At 48.8% G+C, this 22,667-nt stretch carries 29 protein-coding genes and 1 pseudogene; 26 read left to right on the plus strand and 4 right to left on the minus strand.

The features are described from left to right. The first annotated feature begins 26 nt into the window (after nucleotides 1–26). The 26 genes from AYY17_RS22170 (at nucleotide 27) to AYY17_RS07140 (ending at nucleotide 19,949) form a co-directional block, all read left to right on the plus strand. Nucleotides 27–176 carry a hypothetical protein gene (locus AYY17_RS22170; protein WP_235845313.1) on the plus strand — a complete coding sequence of 50 codons (150 nt, stop codon included), beginning with the start codon at nucleotides 27–29 and terminating at the stop codon, nucleotides 174–176. An 86-nt stretch (nucleotides 177–262) separates the two neighbouring features. Next, on the plus strand, nucleotides 263–1,483 hold the full coding sequence (locus tag AYY17_RS07025; RefSeq protein WP_067422495.1) for a PBSX family phage terminase large subunit: 1,221 nt from the start codon (nucleotides 263–265) through the stop codon (nucleotides 1,481–1,483). A 219-nt stretch (nucleotides 1,484–1,702) separates the two neighbouring features. Next, nucleotides 1,703–3,160: a DUF1073 domain-containing protein gene (locus AYY17_RS07030; RefSeq protein ID WP_067422497.1), complete on the plus strand. Its 1,458-nt coding sequence runs from the start codon at nucleotides 1,703–1,705 to the stop codon at nucleotides 3,158–3,160. 67 nt (nucleotides 3,161–3,227) lie between these two features. Next, nucleotides 3,228–3,776 carry a phage head morphogenesis protein gene (locus AYY17_RS07035; RefSeq protein ID WP_156656662.1) on the plus strand — a complete coding sequence of 183 codons (549 nt, stop codon included), beginning with the start codon at nucleotides 3,228–3,230 and terminating at the stop codon, nucleotides 3,774–3,776. A 51-nt stretch (nucleotides 3,777–3,827) separates the two neighbouring features. Then, nucleotides 3,828–5,099 (plus strand): DUF2213 domain-containing protein, encoded by a 1,272-nt coding sequence (locus AYY17_RS07040; RefSeq protein WP_067422499.1) that lies wholly within the window; start codon nucleotides 3,828–3,830, stop codon nucleotides 5,097–5,099. A 12-nt stretch (nucleotides 5,100–5,111) separates the two neighbouring features. Then, nucleotides 5,112–5,615 carry a structural cement protein Gp24 gene (locus AYY17_RS07045; RefSeq protein ID WP_067422501.1) on the plus strand — a complete coding sequence of 168 codons (504 nt, stop codon included), beginning with the start codon at nucleotides 5,112–5,114 and terminating at the stop codon, nucleotides 5,613–5,615. 10 nt (nucleotides 5,616–5,625) lie between these two features. Next, nucleotides 5,626–6,573, plus strand: coding sequence for a DUF2184 domain-containing protein (locus AYY17_RS07050; RefSeq protein WP_067422502.1), 948 nt, complete (start codon nucleotides 5,626–5,628; stop codon nucleotides 6,571–6,573). Between the two features lie 36 nt (nucleotides 6,574–6,609). Beyond that, nucleotides 6,610–6,981 (plus strand): STY1053 family phage-associated protein, encoded by a 372-nt coding sequence (locus AYY17_RS07055; RefSeq protein WP_067422504.1) that lies wholly within the window; start codon nucleotides 6,610–6,612, stop codon nucleotides 6,979–6,981. Continuing rightward, entirely contained in the window at nucleotides 6,950–7,360 is a 411-nt protein-coding gene (locus AYY17_RS07060; RefSeq protein ID WP_067422506.1) for a DUF4054 domain-containing protein, read from the plus strand. The genes AYY17_RS07055 and AYY17_RS07060 overlap by 32 nt, the downstream gene beginning before the upstream one ends. After that, nucleotides 7,357–7,863, plus strand: a complete 507-nt coding sequence (locus tag AYY17_RS07065; protein ID WP_067422507.1) for a phage virion morphogenesis protein — start codon at nucleotides 7,357–7,359, stop codon at nucleotides 7,861–7,863. The genes AYY17_RS07060 and AYY17_RS07065 overlap by 4 nt, the downstream gene beginning before the upstream one ends. Continuing rightward, nucleotides 7,863–8,264: a head-tail adaptor gene (locus AYY17_RS07070; RefSeq protein WP_067422509.1), complete on the plus strand. Its 402-nt coding sequence runs from the start codon at nucleotides 7,863–7,865 to the stop codon at nucleotides 8,262–8,264. Before AYY17_RS07065 ends, AYY17_RS07070 begins: the two co-directional genes overlap by 1 nt. Next, nucleotides 8,257–8,802 (plus strand): phage neck terminator protein, encoded by a 546-nt coding sequence (locus AYY17_RS07075; protein WP_067422511.1) that lies wholly within the window; start codon nucleotides 8,257–8,259, stop codon nucleotides 8,800–8,802. The genes AYY17_RS07070 and AYY17_RS07075 overlap by 8 nt, the downstream gene beginning before the upstream one ends. A 3-nt stretch (nucleotides 8,803–8,805) precedes the next feature. Beyond that, complete coding sequence (locus AYY17_RS07080; protein ID WP_067422512.1) at nucleotides 8,806–10,269, plus strand: DUF3383 domain-containing protein; 1,464 nt, start codon at nucleotides 8,806–8,808, stop codon at nucleotides 10,267–10,269. 8 nt (nucleotides 10,270–10,277) lie between these two features. Further along, a complete protein-coding gene (locus AYY17_RS07085) occupies nucleotides 10,278–10,718 on the plus strand; it encodes a DUF3277 family protein (protein WP_067422514.1) in 441 nt (146 codons plus the stop codon). Then, nucleotides 10,718–11,131: a phage tail assembly chaperone gene (locus AYY17_RS07090; protein ID WP_067422516.1), complete on the plus strand. Its 414-nt coding sequence runs from the start codon at nucleotides 10,718–10,720 to the stop codon at nucleotides 11,129–11,131. Before AYY17_RS07085 ends, AYY17_RS07090 begins: the two co-directional genes overlap by 1 nt. 47 nt (nucleotides 11,132–11,178) lie before the next feature. Beyond that, nucleotides 11,179–11,328, plus strand: coding sequence for a DUF6889 family protein (locus AYY17_RS21835; protein WP_202906388.1), 150 nt, complete (start codon nucleotides 11,179–11,181; stop codon nucleotides 11,326–11,328). Further along, nucleotides 11,315–13,576, plus strand: a complete 2,262-nt coding sequence (locus AYY17_RS07095; RefSeq protein ID WP_067422518.1) for a hypothetical protein — start codon at nucleotides 11,315–11,317, stop codon at nucleotides 13,574–13,576. The genes AYY17_RS21835 and AYY17_RS07095 overlap by 14 nt, the downstream gene beginning before the upstream one ends. Continuing rightward, nucleotides 13,576–14,196: a phage baseplate protein gene (locus AYY17_RS07100; protein ID WP_067422520.1), complete on the plus strand. Its 621-nt coding sequence runs from the start codon at nucleotides 13,576–13,578 to the stop codon at nucleotides 14,194–14,196. Before AYY17_RS07095 ends, AYY17_RS07100 begins: the two co-directional genes overlap by 1 nt. 2 nt (nucleotides 14,197–14,198) lie before the next feature. Beyond that, nucleotides 14,199–14,513 (plus strand): phage baseplate plug family protein, encoded by a 315-nt coding sequence (locus tag AYY17_RS07105; RefSeq protein WP_235845315.1) that lies wholly within the window; start codon nucleotides 14,199–14,201, stop codon nucleotides 14,511–14,513. Nucleotides 14,514–14,526: 13 nt separating this feature from the next. Next, a complete protein-coding gene (locus tag AYY17_RS07110) occupies nucleotides 14,527–15,477 on the plus strand; it encodes a phage protein (protein ID WP_067422522.1) in 951 nt (316 codons plus the stop codon). Continuing rightward, nucleotides 15,474–16,220, plus strand: a complete 747-nt coding sequence (locus tag AYY17_RS07115; protein WP_067422523.1) for a Gp138 family membrane-puncturing spike protein — start codon at nucleotides 15,474–15,476, stop codon at nucleotides 16,218–16,220. Before AYY17_RS07110 ends, AYY17_RS07115 begins: the two co-directional genes overlap by 4 nt. Further along, nucleotides 16,217–16,561 carry a hypothetical protein gene (locus AYY17_RS07120; RefSeq protein ID WP_067422525.1) on the plus strand — a complete coding sequence of 115 codons (345 nt, stop codon included), beginning with the start codon at nucleotides 16,217–16,219 and terminating at the stop codon, nucleotides 16,559–16,561. The genes AYY17_RS07115 and AYY17_RS07120 overlap by 4 nt, the downstream gene beginning before the upstream one ends. Further along, complete coding sequence (locus tag AYY17_RS07125; RefSeq protein WP_067422528.1) at nucleotides 16,561–17,748, plus strand: baseplate J/gp47 family protein; 1,188 nt, start codon at nucleotides 16,561–16,563, stop codon at nucleotides 17,746–17,748. The genes AYY17_RS07120 and AYY17_RS07125 overlap by 1 nt, the downstream gene beginning before the upstream one ends. After that, nucleotides 17,745–18,401, plus strand: coding sequence for a DUF2612 domain-containing protein (locus AYY17_RS07130; protein ID WP_067422530.1), 657 nt, complete (start codon nucleotides 17,745–17,747; stop codon nucleotides 18,399–18,401). The genes AYY17_RS07125 and AYY17_RS07130 overlap by 4 nt, the downstream gene beginning before the upstream one ends. A gap of 8 nt (nucleotides 18,402–18,409) precedes the next feature. Beyond that, complete coding sequence (locus AYY17_RS07135; RefSeq protein WP_067422532.1) at nucleotides 18,410–19,522, plus strand: gp53-like domain-containing protein; 1,113 nt, start codon at nucleotides 18,410–18,412, stop codon at nucleotides 19,520–19,522. A gap of 1 nt (nucleotide 19,523) precedes the next feature. Beyond that, a complete protein-coding gene (locus AYY17_RS07140) occupies nucleotides 19,524–19,949 on the plus strand; it encodes a tail fiber assembly protein (RefSeq protein WP_067422534.1) in 426 nt (141 codons plus the stop codon). 186 nt (nucleotides 19,950–20,135) lie between these two features. On the opposite strand, the gene AYY17_RS22175 is transcribed toward AYY17_RS07140, so the two are convergent. The 4 genes and pseudogenes from AYY17_RS22175 to AYY17_RS22190 form a co-directional block, all read right to left on the minus strand. Then, nucleotides 20,136–20,615, minus strand: coding sequence for an SGNH hydrolase domain-containing protein (locus AYY17_RS22175; RefSeq protein ID WP_235845316.1), 480 nt, complete (start codon nucleotides 20,613–20,615; stop codon nucleotides 20,136–20,138). Further along, nucleotides 20,575–21,051 (minus strand): acyltransferase family protein, encoded by a 477-nt coding sequence (locus AYY17_RS22180; RefSeq protein ID WP_235845317.1) that lies wholly within the window; start codon nucleotides 21,049–21,051, stop codon nucleotides 20,575–20,577. Before AYY17_RS22180 ends, AYY17_RS22175 begins: the two co-directional genes overlap by 41 nt. Nucleotides 21,052–21,689: 638 nt before the next feature. After that, nucleotides 21,690–21,938, minus strand: a complete 249-nt coding sequence (locus AYY17_RS22185; protein WP_235845318.1) for an acyltransferase family protein — start codon at nucleotides 21,936–21,938, stop codon at nucleotides 21,690–21,692. 369 nt (nucleotides 21,939–22,307) lie between these two features. After that, nucleotides 22,308–22,664: pseudogene (locus AYY17_RS22190) on the minus strand (site-specific integrase); the annotation flags it as partial. Between the last annotated feature and the right edge of the window lie 3 nt (nucleotides 22,665–22,667).

Below are 22,667 nucleotides of genomic sequence, written 5' to 3' on the forward strand. Positions count from 1 at the left end.
ATGCTGCGCAACTTACCGGGATAGATATGAGCACCAATAAGACGGAGGTCAATGTAGATCTGGTCGGATTAAGCTACGGCAAAGTCTGCATTGTTACACCGTCAACATGTCCGCCCGAAGCATGGGATGCGCACATGGAAAAACTGCGCACGGGAAAGGCGATAGCCCAACAATAATTGGTGGCGTCCTGTATTCATTCAGCAGCGATTGGGCTCCCGGTGTTCTTTATGACAAGCCGGTGGGTGATGTTCGCTGGCGTTGGATGTACGGGGGGCGAGGCGGCGGCAAATCAGTTGAGATTGCCAGAGCTCTGGTATTGTTGGGCGCTAATGAGTCAATGACGATCCTGTGCGCTCGTGAATTTCAGAATTCCATTAACGATTCTGTATTAGCGTTACTTGAATCGGAGATATACAACCTCGGACTGTCTCACTTCTACAAGGTGAAGAATAATGAGATTGAGGGGCTTAATGGCACCCGTTTTACATTCAAAGGTCTGCGCAACAACATAAACAGCATTAAGTCGATGCATGGCATCCGAATTTGTTGGGTTGAAGAAGCACAGACAGTTTCACAGGATAGCTGGGATATTCTTGGCCCGACAGTTCGTGCGAATAAATCAGAGGTGTGGGTATCGTATAATCCCCGCGAAGAAGAAGACCCCACATACAAATTGATGAAACGCCATGAGGCAGATCCTCCGGATGGTGGGGTAATCATACTCTGTGTGAATTACGGGGATAATATCTTTTTCCCAGATGTACTCCGGCATGAAATGGAGTACTGCAAGCGCGTTGACTATGAGGCGTATGAACACATCTGGCTGGGAATGCCACGGGCTATCAGTGAGGCAGTAATCTTCTCCGGGAAGTACCGCGAGGAAATGTTTTCTGATGATCTGTGGAAACAGGCAGACCGGCTTTTCTTCGGCGCTGACTTCGGTTTTGCCAACGACCCCAGCACATTGATCCGAAGTTTTATTATCGGGCGGACTCTGTACATTGAGTATGAGTCATATGGTGTCGGTGTTGAACTGGATGACTTGTGGAAGTTTTACGCGGGAAAAGACGGGGCAACAGCGGAACAGATACCATTATGGAAAGACGGAGACGACAAAAAATACCTAGGCATACCGGAATCCCGTAAATGGCCCATCCACGGCGATAACAGCCGACCTGAAACTATCAGTTATTTGTCTCGGCAGGGATTTAATATTGATTCCGCATCAAAATGGCCGGGTAGTGTTGAAGACGGGATAACTTACCTGAAGGGATTTGAACAGATTGTTATTCATCCTCGCTGTAAGCACATGCTTGAAGAGGCGCGACTCTATTCGTACAAGGTTGACCGGATGAGTGGGGATATACTCCCGGTGGTTGAAGATAAACACAATCACTGTTGGGATGCCGTCAGATACGGATTGGATGGTTACATAACCAGTCAGGGTGATCTTGGTGTATGGGCCTCTTTGGGTAAACGCTGAAACTGTCAAAAACAGGCACTTCATCCATTAATGTCCCTGAGATTAAAATCAAGATTTTCGTAACAATTAAACAACAAAAATACAGTGCGGAACAGCGGTATTAATCTGCTTCTTTTATGCTGTTCACTCTTATTTTTGCATCAACCTTGATCCGCTTATTCGGGTAACACCCATTATGTTAAACAGCCCTTCTTTTTAATAAATTATCGTGAGGATTAAATGTCCCGTAAAAAACGCCGTAACGGCGCAAAACAGCCCGTTAGAACCGGTGACGGGTATAATAACATCACGGCAAAAATGGGGACATCAACGCCCAATATTCAGTCAGGCGGCGTGTACGTCCCCGGGTACATAACCCGCGACAGAACCACGCTGGAATTTGCCTACCGGTCATCATTTCTGGTCGGTGCTGCAGTAGATGCTATTGCTGATGATATGACACGTAAAGGCGTCAGTATCAGCTCAAAACTTCCGCCCGGCTATAAGGGCCGTCTGGAAGACTTCTGGGATGAGGCAGCAATCTGGGACGGACTGAATGATGTTATCAAATGGTCGCGGCTTTATGGCGGCGCGGTGCTGGTTATCATGATTGATGGTCAGGACTTCTCGACGACACTGAATATTGAAACTATCAAAGAAGGGCAGTTCAAAGGCGTTATCGCACTTGACCGCTGGCAGTTAGAACCAAGCTACAGCGACCCGGTGACAGAATACGGACCAGATTACGGTAAGCCCAAATATTACCGCGTTATTACCAATCAGCACGGGCTTGAGAAATGGAATATCCACCATTCTCGGCTGATTCGTATGGACGGTGACAGTCTTCCGTATCAACAGTCTCTGACAGAGAACGGGTGGGGGATGTCTGTCGTTGAACGTATTTTTGAGCGCATTCAGGCATTCGATACTGCCACTGTTGGTACAACACAGTTAATTCATAAAGCTCACCTGCGAACCTATAGTATTGATGGACTGAGACAGGTGCTGGCAACTGGCGGAGATCTGGAAAAAGGGCTGATGAAGCATCTGGATATGATTCGGGAATTTCAGACCATAGAAGGGATGACCTTGATGGATTCCAAAGATGAGTTTGCCACTCACAGCTATTCCTTCTCAGGCATTGCTGACGTCATTCTCCGCTTTGCTGAACAGGTGTCCGGTGCGACAGGTATTCCGCTGGTGCGCCTGTTTGGTCAGTCACCGTCCGGATTCAGTACCGGTGACGGGGATCTGGAAAACTATTACAGCCGGGTTAACTCGTCACAGGAGCGTAAACTGCGCCGCCATATCCGGCGCCTGATGGATATCTCTTGGCGCTCGTTGTTCGGTAAGCCGTTGCCTGATGATTTCACATTCGTGTTTAACAAGCTGTGGGAAATGTCAGACACTGACCGGTCAACAATGGCGGGTAATGTTGCCACAGCACTGAGCACGCTGGTGGAGCGGGGAATAATGCCGATCCACGCTGCAATGAACGACCTGCGGAATATCGCTGATGTCACCGGTATCGGCGGGTCGATAACAGACAAGGATATTGAGGATGCGAAAGCCGAGTGGGAGACGGATGAATTTGAGACCGGCCCTGCGCCGTCGCTCGGAAATTCAGTATCAGAAAAGCCTACAGGCGATAGCAAACCAGATAAGCAAAATCGTCACTGGCTCATACGATGGTTCTGATGCCAGTTCAAAAACAGTTATCCGGATGCTTAACGAGTATTCCGGGGTACTGGATGACTGGTCGGCACTGACCGCCAATAAGATGTTTTTGCAGGTGGAGCGTGAAGAGTGGGGGCAATGGAAATCGGTATCGGAAAAAATATCTGAGGGGCTGCGTGATGTTATCGGCAATACCCCGGTAGGTCAGGTGACTCAGGATATCGTATACCGGCAGATCCAACTGATGAAATCCCTGCCTCTGGAAGCGGCTGAGCGGGTTAAGGACATTCAGGACAGAGCCATACAGGCTGTTATCAGCGGAGAGCGACCGGACGCACTGTACCAGATGATCATGGAGTCGGGGAATGTGGCAGCAGGCCGCGCCCGGATGATAGCCCGCACTGAGATTGGACGCGCTACCGGTGCGCTCACTCAGGCGCGGGCATTATCCATCGGCTCGGAAGGATACTGGTGGCGCATTGAAGGATCCGGAACCCGTCCGTCACACAAAAAGATGCGGGATAAGTTCGTGTACTGGCACAATCCGCCGACACTGGATGGACTGACAGGGCATGCCGGATGCCTCCCCAACTGCAAATGTTGGCAGGATGTCCATGTACCGGCAGCAAGAACATAACGGGTCGCAACAGCGGCCTTTTTTATTGCCCGCAATTCAGCAGGTAACCACATGAAATATTACTTTACCACCCGGCTGGGGGAAACCCGTTATCAACAGCCGGATGGCACTCTGTTGTGTAAAGACGTCCCGATTGCGCGGACAGGCACTCAGGTATATCTGCCCGAAGAGATTGATCTGGAGCCTGATGCCAGCGGTACGGTCACCGTGTACCGCACAGAGGATGAGGTCTTTTCCGAAGAGACTATCGCGAGCTTTGAAGGTGTGGCGGTCACTCTGGGGCATCCGGAGGACGCTGGTGGAAATATCGTTTTCGTTAACCCGTCCAACTATTCAGAACTGGCTCACGGACACATACAGAATGTCCGGCGCGGTACCGGCGATAAATCAGACCTGCTGATTGCAGATGTGTTGGTGAAGCGTCAGGAAGCTATAGACGCCATTACGCAGGGTCTGACTGAGGTCAGCTGTGGCTATGACGCACTGTATCAACAGATATCTCCCGGCAAAGGTAAACAGTATCAAATTACAGGTAACCACCTGGCAGTCGGACTTGAAAAAGGCCGGGCGGGCATTCGTTGTTCTATCGGGGATTCAGCCCCAATCACAAAGAGAAAGGAGAAGCCTGCTATGTCATGGCTTAAAAAAGCGCTTAACGCGATTAAAACCAAAGATGAAGCCGCGTTACAGCAGCTCATTGATGAAGCACCGGATATGCCGTCTGACGGGCTGAACTCAGTTCCCGGACACACTATCAACATCAACGTTCCGTCACAGGCTACCGCGCTCCCTGCGGAGAACCGGACGACTGCAGATAACGTCACCGCCGTGACTGAAAACAAAACCGGTGATGACGGTGCGCCGGAGTGGGCGAAAGCTATCCTTGCCCGTCTGGATAAACTGGAGGGTAAGACGGCTGATTCAATCCCTGATGACAGCACCCAGACCGGTGATGAAGATGCCGAAGAAGATAAAAAAGTAACAGGTGATGCCGCGTACCGCCGCGACATTATTTCTGCCGCTGAAATTATCTGCCCGGGGTTTAAGCCAACGGGTGATAAAGGACTGAAACGTCAGGCTCTGACTCATGCCATGCGTACCGGTGACAGCCTGAAAGCATTTGGTGTCAGTGATTTCAGTAAAGCCCCCAAAGCAACAGTTGATGCGGTATTTACGGCTGCAGCGGCACTGAACAGAGCAAAAAATCACATTGCCCCCCAGAATCAGGGTATTGCTACCACTGATGGCGCAATGAATACAAAGCATATGTCTCCGGCAGAACTAAACAAGATGTACGCCGAACACTGGAAAAATCGCAAATAAGGTAACTATCACATGGCAGGAACAGCATATTTAACCCGTATGCCGATTGGCATTAACGGGAGCATTACCCGTCCCCGCGACGCAACCGTTGAGCCGGTTACGCTTGATAATAAAAAACCATTCAACGGTTACGGTCTGGCGGGCAAGTACGCAGCGGATAAGTTTGTCCCGCTGGAAGATGGCGACACCATCGATAAGGTAAAAGGCATTCTGATCCGCCCGTATCCGATCACGTCTCTGAATGATTTGGCACACCTTGGCGTTGAAGCTAATCAGGTGGCAGATAACCTGAAACGTGGCTATATCTGCGTCACTGTGACGGCGGGCAATGCAACCACCGCGAAGAAAGGCGCACCGGTTTACATCCGTGTGGCTGGTGGCACAGAGAAAAGCCCTGTCGGCTCATTTGTGATGACCGCAGATGCCACACCAGAAAACACCCCTCAGTTACCGGGAGCCGAAATTACCGGACCGGGTGAAGCTGACGGCCGTATTGAAATCGCTTACAACATCTGAGGAAAACGGAATGTTTACAGTTGACAGAGCAACAATTGATTCCGCCGGTATCTTTTTAATCGGCGAACTGGAGCGCATGGATCAGACCATGAACCTGCCTCTGACGTCCATCAAGTGGACGCGTGACATGCCGATGCGCAGTGATATTTCTATCGCTGATGAAGTGTCATCCTTCACGAACACGGATTTTTCCAGTGTCGGTGGCGCGAACCCTAACGGTAAAAACTGGATGGGTAAAAAGGGGACGGCTATCCCGGGGATCGACATGAGTATCGACCCGACCCGTAATAACTTAACACCGTGGGCGCAGGAAGTGGGCTGGACGGTACTGGAACTGGCATCAGCTCAGCAGGTCGGGCGTCCGGTCGATACCCAGAAATACGAAGGGATGAAGCTCAAGTGGAACATGGATACCGATGAGCAGGTCTATATCGGTGATACGGAACTCGGTGTGCCGGGTCTGCTCAATCTCCCGGGCGTTATTCCTGTGGCAGCGGCAGCAGCATGGACCGCAACAACGGATCCGGATGTGATTGTACAGGACATTAACCTGGTACTGACTGACGGATGGGTACGTTCCGGTTATGCGGTATGCCCGGGTAAAATCGGTCTGGCGCCTGAATTGTTCGGTCTGCTGGCAAGCAAAAAGGTGTCTTCCGCCGGTAACATTTCCGTACTGGAGTACGTGAAAATCAACACCATTGCATTCCAGGAAAATGGTGAGCCGCTGGAAATTGTCTCCATGAAATTCGCGTCAAAACGCGGGGCAGGTGGCGCACACCGTATTGTTGCCTACACGCAGGATGAAAAATACGTCCGCTTCCCGATGGTGCCGTTACTGAATACCCCGCTGGAATATCGCGGCATGCAGCAGCTGACTGTGTACTACGGCAAGCTGGGTCAGGTGGAAACGCCGTACTCCAACACCATTTCCTATCTGGATATCCCTGCCGCCTAATGTGGCGGGGAAACCCGCCTTTCACGGAGTAACCACATGAAATATCTCGTTTCAAATGGTGCAACGCTCAGTTTTACTGACGGCACCCGGTTTGAATTAACGGCAGGCATTCACGACAGCACGGAGTTTCCCGTCCACATCACCGGGCACTGGGCGTTTTCTGCCTATGCAAAGCCGCTTGATGAGTCGGACATTCAGAAAGAAAAAGACAGCCGCGATATGACAGTAAAAGTCGGGGTGCTGGAAACCGAGCTGACTGAACTGAAAGCCGCGCTGACGGAGAAAGACAGCACAATTAACGATCTGAATGCCGAGCTGGCTGAACTGAAAGCGGCGCTGGCCAAACAGAATCCGGATAAAAAACAAGGGGCAGGTGATGGCAAAAAACAGTCTTCTGCCAACGGTTGATAAGTTCCGCTCGGATTTCCCTGAGTTTGCCAACACCGCTGTTTACCCTGACACCACTATCACCTTTTACCTCAGTCTTGCTGACACCGTATTAGACCAGGACAAACACGGCGATCAATTCATTTACCTCTCTGAATTATTCACAGCGCATTACGCAGAGCTGCGCGGAAAGGTCGCAGCAGGCGCAGCGGCCAGCGGCAGTGTGAATACATCAGGCGGTGGCGTGGTGTCGTCAAAGTCAGTGGATAAAGTCTCTGTCAGCTATGACACATCCGGCGTGGTCAATCCTGATGCCGGATTCTGGAATAACACCGGATACGGGCGGGAGTTTTATTACTGGTGGTCGATGTTCGGTGCCGGCGGGAGACAGTTGTTATGAGCGGCGTCCGGATCACACAAGATAATCTGGGGGCGCTCAGTAAAGCACTAAAGCGCCTGTCCGGGCTGGATGTGCTGGTGGGTATCCCGTCAGACAAGGCACAGCGTGATGATGGTGAATTTCTGAATAACGCTGAACTCGGGTATCTCCATTCGACCGGCGGCACGGTCAGTATCGGTGGCGCAGAAGTAACACTACCGCCGCGTCCGTTTCTCGATATGGGGATAGAAGACACGCAGGATGTTACCACTGACCATCTGAAAGCCGCTGCTGACTTTGCATTATCCGGTCAATTTGAGGCGGCGCAGCGTGAAATGGAACGGGCAGGAATGGTTGCCGCCAACGGAGCTAAAAAGGTGATCGGTGATGGCGACCGTCTGGCGCCATTGTCAGATAAGACCAAAGCAAAGCGGTTGATCAACGGGCAGGACATTAAGCCGTTATATGACACAGGGAGCCTGTTGCGTTCGATCACCTATGTGGTGAGAAATAAGGGGGAATAATGCCGTTACTCGATGTCAGTGACATTCTGTCAGATCCCGATTTTGCGGATACCTCTCTGGTGTGCCGCCGGAACAAACAGGACAGGGATGATGACGGATTCAGTTCAAATTCACCCGGTAGTCATTCGGGTGAGGATATCCGCTTTTCCGGTGTTGTCACGGTTGATCGCTCACTGGAAGCCAGACGAATGGAGGCAGGGCAAGCCATCGGCGGGGCTATCCTCATTGTGACGTGTTTCCGCCTGACCCAGGGTAATGAAGACTATGATGCGGATGTGGTGACGTATCAGGGGCGACGGTACCGTGTAACGTTTGTTGACCCGTACACGGCCTACGGCGCCGGATTCATTCAGGCTCACTGTGAGCTGGTGGATTTTAACGGAGGACAGCCCGTTGAGTAATGACAGCAATCATCCCGGATACCTGACACCTGCCGGAAAGCCCGCAGATTATGACGAGGAATTAGAGCGTCAGATCAGCCGGTGGATACGGGCAGTATCCGGGTTGCCGCCAAAAATGGTATTACCCCGGTTCACGGAAGTGCAACCAAAAATACCGGAAGCCGGTACTGACTGGTGCGGGTTCGGAATTATGGATTTTCAGGACGAGCACAGCCCGGCGGCAGTACAGGCGGGTGAGCTGCACAATGAACAGTGGACCCATGAGCGGATTGAAATTCTGTGCTGCTTTTACGGGCGCAGGGGTCAGCACTTCGCTGCACAGTTCCGAGACGGAATGATGGTCAGTCAGAATAATGATGAACTGTCCCGCACCTGCCTGACATTCACTGAACACAGCCGGATACGTCCGGCACCGGAATTCATCAATAACCAGTGGGTAAGACGTTACGACATCACCGTGACACTGCGCCGTAAAGTCGTCCGCGAATACGGCATCAAAACACTCACCGACGCCTCTGTAACATTTTTCGGAGAATAATCTATGCAGGGATTACCTGTTTCCAACATCGTCAATGTGACGGTGAATATGGCTGCGCGTGCTGCACAGTCCCGCAACTTCGGGTCCCTGCTGATCCTCGGTGCGGGTGACGTGATTGATGCACACGAACGCATCCGGCAGTACAAAACCGCCGATGAGATTCTGGCTGACTTCGGCATGAACTCACCGGAATACAAAGCGGCTCAGCTCTATTACTCACAATCACCGCGCCCGGTGGATTGCTTTGTCGGGAAGTGGAACAAAACAGCCACGACAGCCACATTGCGCGGTGCCATTCTGACTAAATCAGAGCAGGCGACCGGTAACTTCAGTACGATTGCCGACGGCTCTTTCGATATCAGTATTGCCGGTAAGGTGGTCAAAGTGACCGGCGTGGATCTGACGGCAGAAACCAATCTGAACGGCGTGGCTGAACGTGTGGCTGAAAAGCTGACTGATGCGCGGGTGGTGTGGACCGGTGAACGCTTCACTATCACACTGACGAAAGCCGGGGAAATCGGTTATCCGGCAACGGCAGCGGAAGGGTCATACCTCGGCGGGCTGATGAAACTGGATGAAAATGCCGGTGGTCTGATTGTCGCACCACAGGCAGCAGAAACCGCACCGGAAGCCGTGGCAGTCATGGCTGATATCTCCGGTGGCTGGTACGGTCTGGTTATCGCTGACGACAGCCTGAAAGATGAAGATGTACTGGCGGTGGCTGATTTTATCGAATCAGAATCCCTGTCCCGTATTTATGGGCACACCGTGATGAAAACCACGGTACTGGATGCAGATGTTGATACCGATATCGGTTCAAAGCTGAAAGCCGGTAACTATTCCCGCACATTCTGGCAGTACACCTCAGGCAAACCGTATGCAGCAGCTTCACTGTTCGGTCGTATGTTTACCGTTAACTTTAACGGCAACAACACCACGATCACCCTGAAATTCAAACAAGAGCCGACCGTTACGGCGGAAACCCTGAAAATCTCGCAGGCAGCGGCGGTTAACACCAAAAGCGGCAACGTGTTTGTGAAGTACAACAACGACACAGCGATCATTCAGGAAGGAGTGATGGCTAACGGTGACTTCATTGATGAACGCCACGGTCTGGACTGGTTGCAGAACTACGTGCAGAACAACCTGTTTAACCTGCTGTATACCCGGACAACCAAAATCCCGCAAACCGATGAAGGTGTGACATCACTGCTCACCAACGTAGAACAATCTCTCGACCAGGCGATAACAAACGGGTTGGTGGGACCGGGTATCTGGGGCGGTGACCCGTTCGGGGCGCTGAGCACCGGCGATATGCTGACAAAAGGCAGTTATGTCTATGCACCGCCGGTGTCCACACAGGCACAATCAGACCGTGAAGCCCGTAAGGCTCCGGTTATCCAGTGTGCCATTAAACTCGCCGGAGCAATCCACTACAGCGACATTATCATTAACGTGAACCGGTAAGGTGAACCATGTCTACATATTCTTTTATGGATGTATCCGCCTCTATCGTCGGGGTGGGCGGCCTGTTTGAGCTTGGCTATGGTGCAGGAGTCTCCGAAGAGGGGATCACCACATCAATGGTGGAAGATAAAAACACCATGACTATCGGCGCGGATGGCGAGGTTATGCACTCCCTTCATGCCGGAAAGGGCGGTACAGTCACCGTGGTGTTACTGAAAACCAGCCCGACCAACGCCAAACTGAGCATGATGTACAACCTGCAGTCTGCATCCTCAGCAACGTGGGGAAACAATGTTATCACTATCCGTAACAAGGTCAGCAATGACGTTACCGTATGCCGCTCAGTGGCATTTAAGCGCATCCCTGACTGGCAGAACGCCAAAACAGGGAACACCGTATCGTGGGTCTTTGACTGCGGTAAAACTGACACTCTGCTGGGGACGTTCTGATGGAATTTACAATTAAAGGTAATACCTACCGCACCGGGAAACTGAATGCTTTTTCACAACAGGATCTGGCGTTTGCACTGGTGCCGGCATTCGGGGCAGTGGCGCCTTTACTGAAAGGTGAATGGGCTGACCTGGGAAAAGAAAAGCTCGCTGAAATACTGCCGGATATTCTTCCGGTACTCACATCTGCAGTTCGTGCCCTGGGTAAAAAAGAACGTGAAGAGATCAACAGTATCTGTCTGAACGTGGTCAGCCGTAAATCTGGTGATACATGGTCACAAATTTATTCCGGCGGCACGCTGATGTATGACGATATCAACGGTATCGACCTGTTCCAGATTGTCGGTTACGTGATTAAGGACTCCCTCGGCAGTTTTTTTCCCGAACTACCCGCGACAGACAAGCCGGTCTGACAAGCAGCATTGAACTGGAGACATTACCCGGAGGCCGCTATTACCTGATGCGGCCTGTTGGTAAGGGGATGTGCCGGTATGAATCACTGCTTGACGGTACGCTGGCACTCGCCGATATCGCCCTGATGAATGACTATCTCGATGTTGAAGCCGAAAACGAAGCCACGATAGAAAGGTACAAAAATGAGCAACGCTGAAACACTCAGAGACTTTCTGGTCTCGCTCGGCTTTGATGTTGATGAATCCGGATCTAAAAAGTTTTCAGCCGTACTCGGTGCGGTCACATCAAAGGCGTTAAAAGCCGGTGCGGCGGTTGAAGGTGCCGCTGCTGCTATTGTCGGATTTACGGCACAGATAGCGAATGGTCTGGATAAACTGTACTGGCAGTCTCAGCGTACCGGTGCAACCGCAAATAATCTCCGGTCGATGGGGTATGCCGTCAAACAGGCTGGCGGGGATGTTAACGGGTTCAGTCAGTCAGTCGAACGGCTGGCTTCTTTTCTGCGCAATAATCCGGGTGGTGAAGGATTCCTGAAAAACATGGGGATCCAGACGCGGGACGCTAACGGCAATCTGCGTGATACCGCGTCATTGGTTGCTCTGCTGGGCGACCGGCTGGCAAAAATGCCGATGTACCGGGCGAATCAGTTCGCGAATATGCTCGGGATTGATGAAAATACGCTGATGGCGATGCGCCGTGGCATTCATGGTTATTCATCCGAATACGCCATGATGATGAAAGCCATCGGGTTTGACCCGGACACGGCAGCAAAGCAGGGGAATGCGTTTACCACGCAGTTTTCAAAACTGACGGCGGCAATGGGGATCGGTAAAGACAAAATCGGCGGTGAACTGGCACGGGTGCTGACTCCCAGCATTGCGCGGTTTACCAAACTGCTTCTTGATAACTTTCCGATGATCGAAAAAATCATCCTCGCCGTCTGCAATGCCATATTAAGACTGTCGGACATACTCGGGCACATGGTTTACCGGGCGGTAAAGGGTATTCGTGACCTTGTCGGCTGGTGGGACAGACTGGAGGGCAGCAGTAAAGGGCTGATAAAAACATTTGGTCTGATTTTGGTTGCCTGGTGGGCGCTGAATAAAGGCTTTCTGACCTCTCCTGTGGGGCTGATGATTGCCGCGCTGGCCGCGTTATTCCTGCTCTGGGATGATTACGAAACGTGGAAAGAGGGCGGGAAATCCGCTATCGACTGGTCACAGTGGGAAGGCACCATTGAGTCAGTCAAAAAGACATTCAGCGATGTCTGGGGATACCTTCAGGACATCATAAAATCAGTCGGCGGATGGGAAACTATCTTCTGGGGATTTGCTTTGTTCCTGGGCGGAAAATGGCTGTTCAGTATCCTCGCAAGTGTCACTCGTGTGGGGGCGTCGCTGGCGTTACTTGCCGGATGGCCGGGGCTGATTATCGCAGGAATGGTCGGTTTACTGTACTACCATCAGAAACTACTGGACCAGATGGACTTCGGTAAAATGGGGGAAATGACCGGTGAACTGGTGGGGCATATCACAGAGCTGAAAAAAGCCGTTAAGGAATACCAGGCAACCGACAGCCTGACCACGAAAGCCGGTATTGTGCTTGAGCAGGCAGGGGGTGTTCTTCCGATCCCGTTCGCCAGTCAGATTGGTACGTTTATGCGCAACGGCACGGTTGATGCCGCGCTGCAAAAATTAGGCTTCGGCTCAAATGGCGGCGCAGATTACTCCGGTATGGAAGGTGCTGATCGCGGAGTACGAAATAACAACCCGCTGAATATGAATTTTGCAAAACAGCGTGGCGCCCGGAAAGAATCAAAAGGCGCATTTGCAGTGTATAACACGGCGTATGAAGGACTGCGCGGTAATGCCCGTCAGCTGATGATGTATTTTAACGGCACCTCGGATGCCGCCGGGCGTAAAAAACTGCAGACTATCCGGGATATTGTTCAGTTATGGGCGCCGAAAGGACACGGTAAAAATGACCCGGTTGCATACGCAAAGCGTGTTTCTGATGAAATGGGGATCGGTATCAATGACAAACTCGATCTCAATGATACCGAAGTCATGTATGCGCTTATTCGCGCTATGTCTGTGGTGGAAAACTCAGGTCAGTTCCCGTACCCGAAAGAACTGGTGACGGCCGCTATTACTGGTGCACCGGATCCGACCGCAACTCAACGCGGCGGTGGCATCAATACCGGCGGCGGGATAATGGAAACGGCTGTTGCGGGCTTTAATGACATGAAGAAAAAGACCTCATTCCTGCCACAACAGTTAGTGAAAAACGACTGGCGAAACACCAGCGGAGTAGCATTCAGTCCGGTCACCAATATCAGTATTACCGGTGTTTCAGACCCGCAGGAAGTGGCACGGCTTACCGGTGACACGGTCGGGCGTAATAACCAGATACTGGTGCGTAATCTTGAATCGAAGGTGGACTGATGGATATTTTATCAACCCTGTTTTCTCAGGGATCACGAAAAATAGAGATGATCGTCCCCAGCGTGGTTATCTCGGAAAAGCACTCGGACAGCTCAGAAATTACCGAGCACCCGGTACAGGTTCCCGGCGGTGAGGGTTTCACCGTCAGTGACCACACGTTTGACCGTCCGGCAGAAGTAACGATGGAAATCGGCTTTTCCGGCGGCGGGTCCCTGCTCGACGGATTCGATACGTCCACCATGTTTGATATCTCAACGGGGCTGAAACTCGGCAGCAGCCCCCGTGAGATTTATCAGCAACTGCTTGACCTGAAAGCCACCAGACAGCCGTTTGATGTCATTACCGGCAAGCGTGATTACAAAAATATGCTGATCCGGGCAATTGAGGTGACGACAGACGGCACCAGTGAAAATGTACTGATGGCGGTTCTGACGCTCCGTCAGGTGATCATTGTTGAGACGAAAAGCAAACAGGTAGCCCCGCTGGAGAATCAGAAAATACCGGAAGCAACAGGTGGTACGGAGGACAAGGGGACCGTTACACCAAAGCCGGTGAATGAAAGCATATTGAGCAGTATCGGCGGGAGCCTGAGTACGTTGTTTAATCCATCGGGAAATTGAAAATGATGAATATTGTTGAGATACCTGTATCCGCTAAAAACCAGCAGTTTGATATCCGGCTCAGCGGGAAATATTACCGTATGCGGCTGGTATACCGGGAATTTTGCGGGTGGGTTGTTGACATAATGAGCCGGACAGGTGAGATGATCCTGACGGGAATCCCCCTTGTCAGTGGCGTGGATATTCTGGAGCCGTACCGGTATATGGGGTTTAGCGGGCCATTGTTTTTTGTTTGTGATGAAACAGACGGCGAATTATCTCACCGCGACTTCGGACGGGCAAATAAACTGTATCACCTGCAGTCGCAGCAGCAATAAACAAGGGGGCGTCATGTCGAAAAACTGGCTCCGTGAATGTCAGATTATTGTAGCGGATGAGCAGGGTGACGGGATCGACCTGTCAGAACTGCGGGTGACATTTAATATTACCCGTCCGAATACGGCGTATCCGGCTACCGCGATAGTGAAAGTGTTCAACCTGAACAAAGAGACAGAAAACAAACTTCGCCAATATGAATTTAAACAGATTGTGATCGTGGCGGGCTATAAAGATAACAGCAGCCAGATCTTTTCCGGGCAAATTCAGTACACCTATTCGGGGCGTGAGAATGCGACAGATACCTATGTGGTTATCCAGTCAGCGGAAGGTGATCAGGCGTATAACGAGGCGGTAGTGTCTCAGACAATAGCCTCAGGTTACACGCAGGATATTGTTGATAAAGCCCTGATGAAAGACATCGGAAAGTACGGAATTTTTGTCGGGCTGCGCGGAGAGCAGGATAAAACCATTGCCCCGCGCGGCAAAGTGTTGTTCGGCATGCACCGGGACGAAATGACCTCCTTTGCAAAGCAGAATAAAGCGGACTGGCGCTATTCGGGAAACAGCATTGAGGTGGTTCCGAAAGATAATTATATCAATGAAATCATCCTGCATTACGATTCCGGCCTTATCGGTACGCCGGAACAAACCATCGGGGGCGGGATCAATGTGATGTGCATGATTAACCCCGATATCAAACCGGGTACGCTAATCCATCTGGATAACGCGGGTATCAATCTAGCCGGGCTGTCGAATAAAGAAATCGGTATGACCGGCAGCCATGAAGGTTCTGTTGAGCAACCGTCACCGCTGGATATTGACGGGGATTATAAGGTTATCAATGTGAGTTACTTCGGTGATACGCGGGGAAACTCCTGGTACCAGCAACTGATCTGTATCGCACGTACCGGTGAAACACTGTTAAATCAGTCTGCGTTGCAGGCAATGGCGGTAGAACCATGATTTCAAATGATGAACGTGTAGGGCGCCCTGAGGCGCCTTTTTTATTGCTGAAAGAAAACATTATGTCCGGTCTGTTTGTAGCGCTGCCGTGCATTATTCAGTCCTTTGATCCGGACGCTGTGACGGTAGAAGTGCAACCGGCTATTAAGTGGCGGGTTACTGAGGACGGCACAGAAAAAACAGTACCGCTGCCCTTGCTGGTGGATGTGCCGGTTGTTTTCCCGCGCGGTGGTGGCGCTACCCTGACATTCCCGATTGCTCAGGGTGATGAATGCCTGGTGGTTTTTGCTGACCGCTGCATTGATTACTGGTGGCAGTCCGGCGGTGTGCAGGAGGCGGTAGATCCGCGCAAGCATAATTTATCTGACGGGTTTGCCTTTGTCGGCCCGCAGTCACAAGCGACCAAAATCAGCAATATCAGCACGTCAGCAGTACAGTTGCGCAGTGATGACGGCAGTACCTATTTTCAGTTATCACCCGCTGATCAGAAGATAAAAATTGTTGCTCCGGGTGGTTTTGAGGTAGTAGCACCTAAATCTGAGTTCTCAGACCAGGTCGTGGTGAACGGATTACTGACCTTCCTCAACGGTATGGCAGGCTCTGCGAAAAAAGGGGTTGCCGCTGTTATTACAGGAACGGTGCAGTTTGTGGGCGGGTTGTTCTCGAACGGAAAAGATATCAGTGATGGTCATACTCATTCCGGCGTCCGTAGCGGGGATGATGATTCAGGAGGTGTCAATTGAAGTACCGGAAAGAGGATAACGGCGATTACACCTTTGGTCTGAACCAGTTTAGCGAAAACACACCGGAGACGGTCGCTATGGCGGTCAGAAGCCGCTTGCAGCTCTGGCTTGAAGAATGGTTTCTTGATGATCGGGAAGGGACTCCGCATGCACAAAAAGGGCTGGGTAAAAATCCTGCTCAGGGGTATGCGCTGGCAGTCAAAGAACGGATCAGCAGCACACCGGGCGTTACCGGAATAACCGCGTTCGGGCTGGATTTAAACACCTCAGTCCGGAAAGTCACTATCACGGCCACCATTAACACACTGTACGGCGAAACCCGCATTGTAAGTGAGGGATAATGTTAAATATCGACACGGTCGGGCTTGCGCCGGTAATCACCGAACAGGGGATCAATGCGCCAGATTACCCGACGATACTCAGCCGGCTGAAAGAATTGTTCCTGCAAATTTACGGTAGTGATGTTTACATTGAGCCGGACAGTAAAGACGGGCAGATGCTGGCTATTTATGCGTTGGCGATTCAGGATGCGAACAACGCGGCTATAACGGCCTATAACTCATTCAGCCCGTCCACATCCACAGGGCAGGCATTATCTAATAACGTGGCAATTAACGGACTGACCCGCAACGCACAGTCAAATTCTGCCGTGGATGTCGTGGTCACCGGTCAGGTCGGAACCGTCATCATAAACGGGATGGTTCGTGATACCGCCGGTAATACCTGGTCGTTGCCGGATTCGGTTGTGATCGGGACGCACGGAAATATCACCGTCACTGCAGTATGTCAGAAGCCCGGGGCGATTATTGCGCTGCCGGGAGAGGTAAATCAGATAGGTACCCCGACACGCGGGTGGCAGTCGGTCACGAATACAGCAACAGCTACCGCAGGGCGCAGTGTGGAAGCAGACGGTAATTTGCGTATACGCCGCCGTAAATCTGTTGCTCTGCCGTCCCGTACTGTATTGGATGGTGTGATTGGTTCTGTCAGTCAGCTTACAGGTGTCGCCCGGCTGACCGCATTTGAGAACGACACAGCGGCAACCGGTGTGCACGGGATCCCCTCACACTCAATCGCCCTGATTGTTGACGGTGGGGATGCAAAAAGTATCGCAGAAGTGATCGCCCTGAAAAAAACACCCGGTACCGGCACGTTCGGTAATGTGGAGGTGAATGTAACCAATACGTTCGGTGTTACATTGCCGGTCCGTTTCAGTCGTCCGGAAAGTGTGCCGGTCTTTGTCAGGATCACCATTGAGGCATTTGAGGGATACACCACGCTGGTGGGGGACAAAATCCGTAAAGCAGTCATGGGTTACCTCAATGATTTGGATATTGGTACCGATATCTACAGGACTAAATTATTTTCCCCGGCAAACTTACAGGCGGATCCGGAGGGCGGGACATTTTATATCTCCCGGCTGGAAATTGGTTTGTCTGCAGGTAATGTTGCTGAAAATAACATTTTGCTGAAATATCACCAGTTCGCAACGTGCGGCACTGACAATGTGGAGATAGTGACAGCATGAGAGACTATTTAAGTCTTATCACGTCACAGCACCGGCCCGCAGATAAATTCGTCAGTCACATTAACCTCATCACCAAATCACTGTCAGAAATAACCCGCTTTTCTCTGGATCTGAATAAATACTTTTCACTTGATGACGCAATTGGCGTTCAGCTCGATGTTGTCGGGGAATGGGTGGGGATTTCACGGTACGTCAGCACACCGATAACCGGCGTGTATTTCTCACCGGATGCAGAGAGTATCGGCTTTGATGAGGGAATGTGGAAGCGGGAATTTGACGCTGACAGCGGATTTACCGAGCTGGATGATGAGACGTACCGGACGATCATTCGGGTGAAGATAAAAGCCAACCACTGGGACGGAACATCCGAATCTCTGGTGGAAATCTATCGCTCCCTGCTGCCGGGTAAAGACACCCGGATATTTTTTATCGATAACATGAATATGACGATGGATGTATTCATAACCGGATCGGTTGTCGATGAAGTGACCAAATCAATTATTAAACAGGGCTATCTCGGCGTGAAGCCGGAGGGTGTTCGCGTTAATCAGTATTACATCAACTCTGTACCGAAATCACCAATCTTTGGTTTCGATATCTCCAATGACTATATCGCCGGTTTTGATAACGGCGGGTTCGCAGTCGAATTGTAAGAGGTCTTATGGCTAAGAATGAATTTTTACCTTTCGGTACAGCCGAAGGGGCAAATGTGCTCGCTGCTCCGGAATATGAAAATCTGGCAGCCCGACACAACGGGTTCACCAGTGGTGTGGCTAAATCAAAAGAGCTGAATAAAGTCTGGCGTCAGGCGTCGGTGATGGCTTCTGTATTGGCGCAGTTCATTGTCGATACTGACAAAAAAGACTTACTGGATGACGGTGACGCGCCCGCGGTAAAAAACCGCCTGGTCTCTGCCATGAAAGAGGCATTTAAAGGTGAGATGCCGGCAGTACCGAAAACAGTTCAGACAACAGGCGACTCTGCAGATGATGTCATGAGTCAAAAAGCAGTAACAGAGGCGCTGGGTAAAAAAGCCCCGTCGAATGTCGCAGACGGTAAGCTCTCCAAAGACCAGAACGGCGCAGATATCCAGGACAAGACGAAGTTTATTGAAAACCTTGGTTTGGGAGAGGCGGCTAAAAGTGGGCTGAAGCAGACGACCGGTACGTCGAAAACAGATGTGATGAGTCAGGATGGTGTGACAAAGCTCGGCAATACAAAACTTGATAAAACAGGGGGAACAGTTGACGGTGTCGTTACCGTAAATCGTGATGGCGCGGCTGTTGTTATTACAGCTAAGACCGAAGGAGCGTCAGTACGATATGAATTGAAAGATAGCGACGGCACTGTTATTGGCTATCTCGGTACGCCAAGTAATGATCCTGCCAGCCCCCTGGTGCTCAGAAGTAGCAGGGGTAGCGTTACTTTCTCATTATCTGATGGTGCGTCATTCACCAATGGTAAAAGGAATTTGACCACTGACGATCAAAGCACGGCATTAATTGCACCCAGCGGGTGGATTAAGGATAAGACTACGGGGTTAATTACGCAGTGGATGTTAGTTGATACAACGACAGGAACGGCCGGTCAGACCTTCAACTTTCCGACCCAATTCCCTACTTCACTTCTGTCGCTATCGACATCTCTTCGGTCAGTTGCGAACGGGTATGGTGCGATAGCGTGGCAGTCTGTAAGTAATTCAAGTGTCACACTTGTAAATGTCAGCTCAAACACTGGCGCATCTAAAGCCTATATCGTGGCAATGGGGTATTAATATGTATCGTTTCGATCCTGTTAAGTGTGTTTTTTACTCACATGAGTTAAAAGAAGAATATTTAAAGGCAGGTAACTGGCCTGAAACTGGTACAGATATCAGTGATGATGAAAGAGCTGGATTCATGCAGAAATTTGGCTTTATTGTTGGCGCTGACGAAAAAGGCAATCCGGTGTGGATGCCTGAGCCTCCGCCAACACATGAGCAACTTGTTGAAATGGCAGAGCAGAAAAAGCAATATCTGATTGCCAAAGTCCAGACGGAAACCCAGATACTGCAAACAAAACTCGCTCTCGGTCGTATCAAAGAAGATGAAAAGGCGCTGTTAAACGCCTGGCTGGATTATCTGGATGAACTGGAAGCGGTAGATGTATCGACCGCCTCCGATATCATCTGGCCAGTTAATCCCAAGAATCTTTCTATTTGATAGAGATTTGTTATATCTATTTTAAATCATTTCTATTTTCTTTTAGGTATTTGTTTACTAACCACTCCATTCCTTTGATGCTTAAATGTCCGGTGTCATGATACATTGGATACCCCATTGCGAATGGAGTGTATTCATCGTTAACCTTTAACAGATAAGATGGGTCTATAACCATTACATTTTTTTTTAGATTGAGCAATTTTTTTTTATTTTATTCATTGCCTCATCTACATCATCAGATAATTCAAACTTAGATGATATAGAACATGTTTTTCTTATGATGCATTTTGCAGAGTTTAATTTAAACTCAGGGAGCTGCCCCATAATAAATACAGATTTAGCGTGATTTGAAAAAAATGAAATCATCTCTTCTGGATACTTGGTTTTATATGATGACTCTTTGGAATCACGCACCCATCTGTTTGATAGGATAACAATATCATATTTATTTTTTTCCACAGTATCTTTTATTATTTTTCTGAAATTTAGACAGACATCAGGATTTTCTCCATCTTTTTTAATTGTGATAGATGGATAACATGAGGATGTACTTAATTGCCTGACTTTAATGCCGGCATCTTTTGCTAATTTATCTACAAATGGACCATAGTGGCCAGCTGTAGAGTCACCAATAAAGAGAGCTATTTTTTTTAGACTTCTTATCACCGATAAAACAATTTGATAATCGCTCTGTATATTTTATATTTTTTTCTTTCATACTGCTAGCATGGCACCAACCAGTATCTAGGTCTGCATAAGCTACATTGACCCTATTGGCAACGATATCATCATTAAGTTCATTACCGGTGAATCGATATAAAAATCCATTTGTTAATTGAGATGCGAAATATAAAAAAACCCCGGTTAATATAAATGTAAAGTTAAAGATGAAAAATGACCTTTTAAAATCAAAGCTTGATCTTCTTATGGGGTTTTCTAATAAATTAAAACTAAGGTAGGACAATATAACTGTTGTTAATAGAATTAAAATAATAACCCATGATGTCAGCTCTATATTTAAATAATTTATTATGGCAATGATAGGCCAGTGCCATAAGTATATACTAAATGATAGTAAACCTAATTTTGCAATAGGCTTCACGCCCAGAGCCTTAGAAAAAAAAATTATTATTATATCCTGAACCACCTAATAAGACTAAGCATGCCCCAATAGATGGTATTAATGACCAAAAACCAGGGAAAATATCAGTGTCATTTATATAAGTAGATGATGCTATAATTATGGTTAAACCGATTAAAACTATATATTTTGAATTGTAGTATCGTATTTTTTCATGATTTGCTTGCAATATTGCTAACATTGATCCAAGTAAGATTCCTCCAGACCTTGTTGGTAGCATATAATAGGAAAATGACTGATCATTTATGGACACAATATGTGAAAGTAAGAATGATAAAATTGTCACGGCGATCGCGACTATTTCAAATGATTTGTTTTTTATAAACTTCGCTAACAAAAATAGTATCAATGGCCATATAAAATAATATTGTTCCTCTACTGATAATGACCACATATGTAACAATGGTAATTCATCTGATGATGCTGAAAAATAACTTGATGTTATCGAATAGAAAAATAAGTTTGCTGAATAAATTGCAGTGTAAAAATAACTTTCAATTAAGTTATTGAAATCATCAGGTAGCAGAAAGAAATACGCAACGATTACGGTAGTTGTTGCAACAATAAAAACAGATGGTATTATTCTCTTTATTCTTCGATTAAAAAAAAGATGTTATGCTAAATTTGTTTTCTGATATGGATTTTAATATAATTCCAGTTATTAAATACCCTGAAATGACAAAGAATACATCAACACCGACAAATCCACCGCTAAATATGGAGATTTTAAGGTGGTATGCAAAGACAAGAAAAACAGCTATAGCCCTTAATCCATCAATATCCGATCTATATCTAATTGCCATTGTTGATTTATATCTCTTATTAAGCCCTATGTTTTTCTGTATCATACCATGTTCACCGGTATGCTGTTATCTATATGGCGTGTGAGTGTCAACGATTTACCAGCTAGGGGAATAGAAGTAACTTGTGATATTTCGTTGATAATCTTCATTATATTATATCCTTACCCCTTGTAACCGATTGTTTTATATAGAGTGTTATTATTAATTATATGTTGAAAATAACAGATAACGTCTTGAAATCACTAACATAAGCAATGAATTTAAAATCCCTCGGCTGTAAGGCTGTGCGGGTTCAAGTCCCGCTCTGGGCACCATATAAAACTCAGTTGAATATCAACGGGTTAGAGTTAAAAGAGAGCCACCCTAGCGGTGGCTTTTTTGTGCCTGAAATCACACTTCGCTTTTGTTTCGCTATTAACTTTCGCTATTATTCTGCTCGTTTTTATCTGTTTCTTGCCCTCCGACCACCGGAACAACACTAATTTTTCTGTCATATCTGGCTGTCTGAGTGATATTTTTATGACCGGAAATCATCTGTTTTTCTGACAACGAACCATCCAGATCTGAGATCCCTTTTGCTTTCAAATCGTGAAATGTGAAGTTGAAATTTAAGTGCGGAAACTTTTCCGTTGCTGCCTCTTTTGCTTTTTGCCACCGGCTGTTAAATCCATCCCGTGTATATCCCGAACCTCTTGATTGGTGTAAAACATAGATACTGCTGATACCTGAGTTAAGGGGCAGGGAATCACTAAGATTAATTACAGCACGCAGGTG

The organism is Morganella psychrotolerans (assembly GCF_001676055.1).
In the GTDB taxonomy this organism is placed as follows: domain Bacteria; phylum Pseudomonadota; class Gammaproteobacteria; order Enterobacterales; family Enterobacteriaceae; genus Morganella; species Morganella psychrotolerans_B.

Coding starts and splice junctions, on each gene's coding strand:
- AYY17_RS22170 (WP_235845313.1), top strand. CDS start 27: ATGAGCACCAATAAGACGGAGGTCAATGTAGATCTGGTCGGATTAAGC.
- AYY17_RS07025 (WP_067422495.1), top strand. CDS start 263: ATGTACGGGGGGCGAGGCGGCGGCAAATCAGTTGAGATTGCCAGAGCT.
- AYY17_RS07030 (WP_067422497.1), top strand. CDS start 1,703: ATGTCCCGTAAAAAACGCCGTAACGGCGCAAAACAGCCCGTTAGAACC.
- AYY17_RS07040 (WP_067422499.1), top strand. CDS start 3,828: ATGAAATATTACTTTACCACCCGGCTGGGGGAAACCCGTTATCAACAG.
- AYY17_RS07045 (WP_067422501.1), top strand. CDS start 5,112: ATGGCAGGAACAGCATATTTAACCCGTATGCCGATTGGCATTAACGGG.
- AYY17_RS07050 (WP_067422502.1), top strand. CDS start 5,626: ATGTTTACAGTTGACAGAGCAACAATTGATTCCGCCGGTATCTTTTTA.
- AYY17_RS07055 (WP_067422504.1), top strand. CDS start 6,610: ATGAAATATCTCGTTTCAAATGGTGCAACGCTCAGTTTTACTGACGGC.
- AYY17_RS07060 (WP_067422506.1), top strand. CDS start 6,950: ATGGCAAAAAACAGTCTTCTGCCAACGGTTGATAAGTTCCGCTCGGAT.
- AYY17_RS07065 (WP_067422507.1), top strand. CDS start 7,357: ATGAGCGGCGTCCGGATCACACAAGATAATCTGGGGGCGCTCAGTAAA.
- AYY17_RS07070 (WP_067422509.1), top strand. CDS start 7,863: ATGCCGTTACTCGATGTCAGTGACATTCTGTCAGATCCCGATTTTGCG.
- AYY17_RS07080 (WP_067422512.1), top strand. CDS start 8,806: ATGCAGGGATTACCTGTTTCCAACATCGTCAATGTGACGGTGAATATG.
- AYY17_RS07085 (WP_067422514.1), top strand. CDS start 10,278: ATGTCTACATATTCTTTTATGGATGTATCCGCCTCTATCGTCGGGGTG.
- AYY17_RS07090 (WP_067422516.1), top strand. CDS start 10,718: ATGGAATTTACAATTAAAGGTAATACCTACCGCACCGGGAAACTGAAT.
- AYY17_RS21835 (WP_202906388.1), top strand. CDS start 11,179: ATGCGGCCTGTTGGTAAGGGGATGTGCCGGTATGAATCACTGCTTGAC.
- AYY17_RS07095 (WP_067422518.1), top strand. CDS start 11,315: ATGAGCAACGCTGAAACACTCAGAGACTTTCTGGTCTCGCTCGGCTTT.
- AYY17_RS07100 (WP_067422520.1), top strand. CDS start 13,576: ATGGATATTTTATCAACCCTGTTTTCTCAGGGATCACGAAAAATAGAG.
- AYY17_RS07105 (WP_235845315.1), top strand. CDS start 14,199: ATGATGAATATTGTTGAGATACCTGTATCCGCTAAAAACCAGCAGTTT.
- AYY17_RS07110 (WP_067422522.1), top strand. CDS start 14,527: ATGTCGAAAAACTGGCTCCGTGAATGTCAGATTATTGTAGCGGATGAG.
- AYY17_RS07115 (WP_067422523.1), top strand. CDS start 15,474: ATGATTTCAAATGATGAACGTGTAGGGCGCCCTGAGGCGCCTTTTTTA.
- AYY17_RS07125 (WP_067422528.1), top strand. CDS start 16,561: ATGTTAAATATCGACACGGTCGGGCTTGCGCCGGTAATCACCGAACAG.
- AYY17_RS07130 (WP_067422530.1), top strand. CDS start 17,745: ATGAGAGACTATTTAAGTCTTATCACGTCACAGCACCGGCCCGCAGAT.
- AYY17_RS07135 (WP_067422532.1), top strand. CDS start 18,410: ATGGCTAAGAATGAATTTTTACCTTTCGGTACAGCCGAAGGGGCAAAT.
- AYY17_RS07140 (WP_067422534.1), top strand. CDS start 19,524: ATGTATCGTTTCGATCCTGTTAAGTGTGTTTTTTACTCACATGAGTTA.
- AYY17_RS22185 (WP_235845318.1), bottom strand. CDS start 21,938: ATGATACAGAAAAACATAGGGCTTAATAAGAGATATAAATCAACAATG.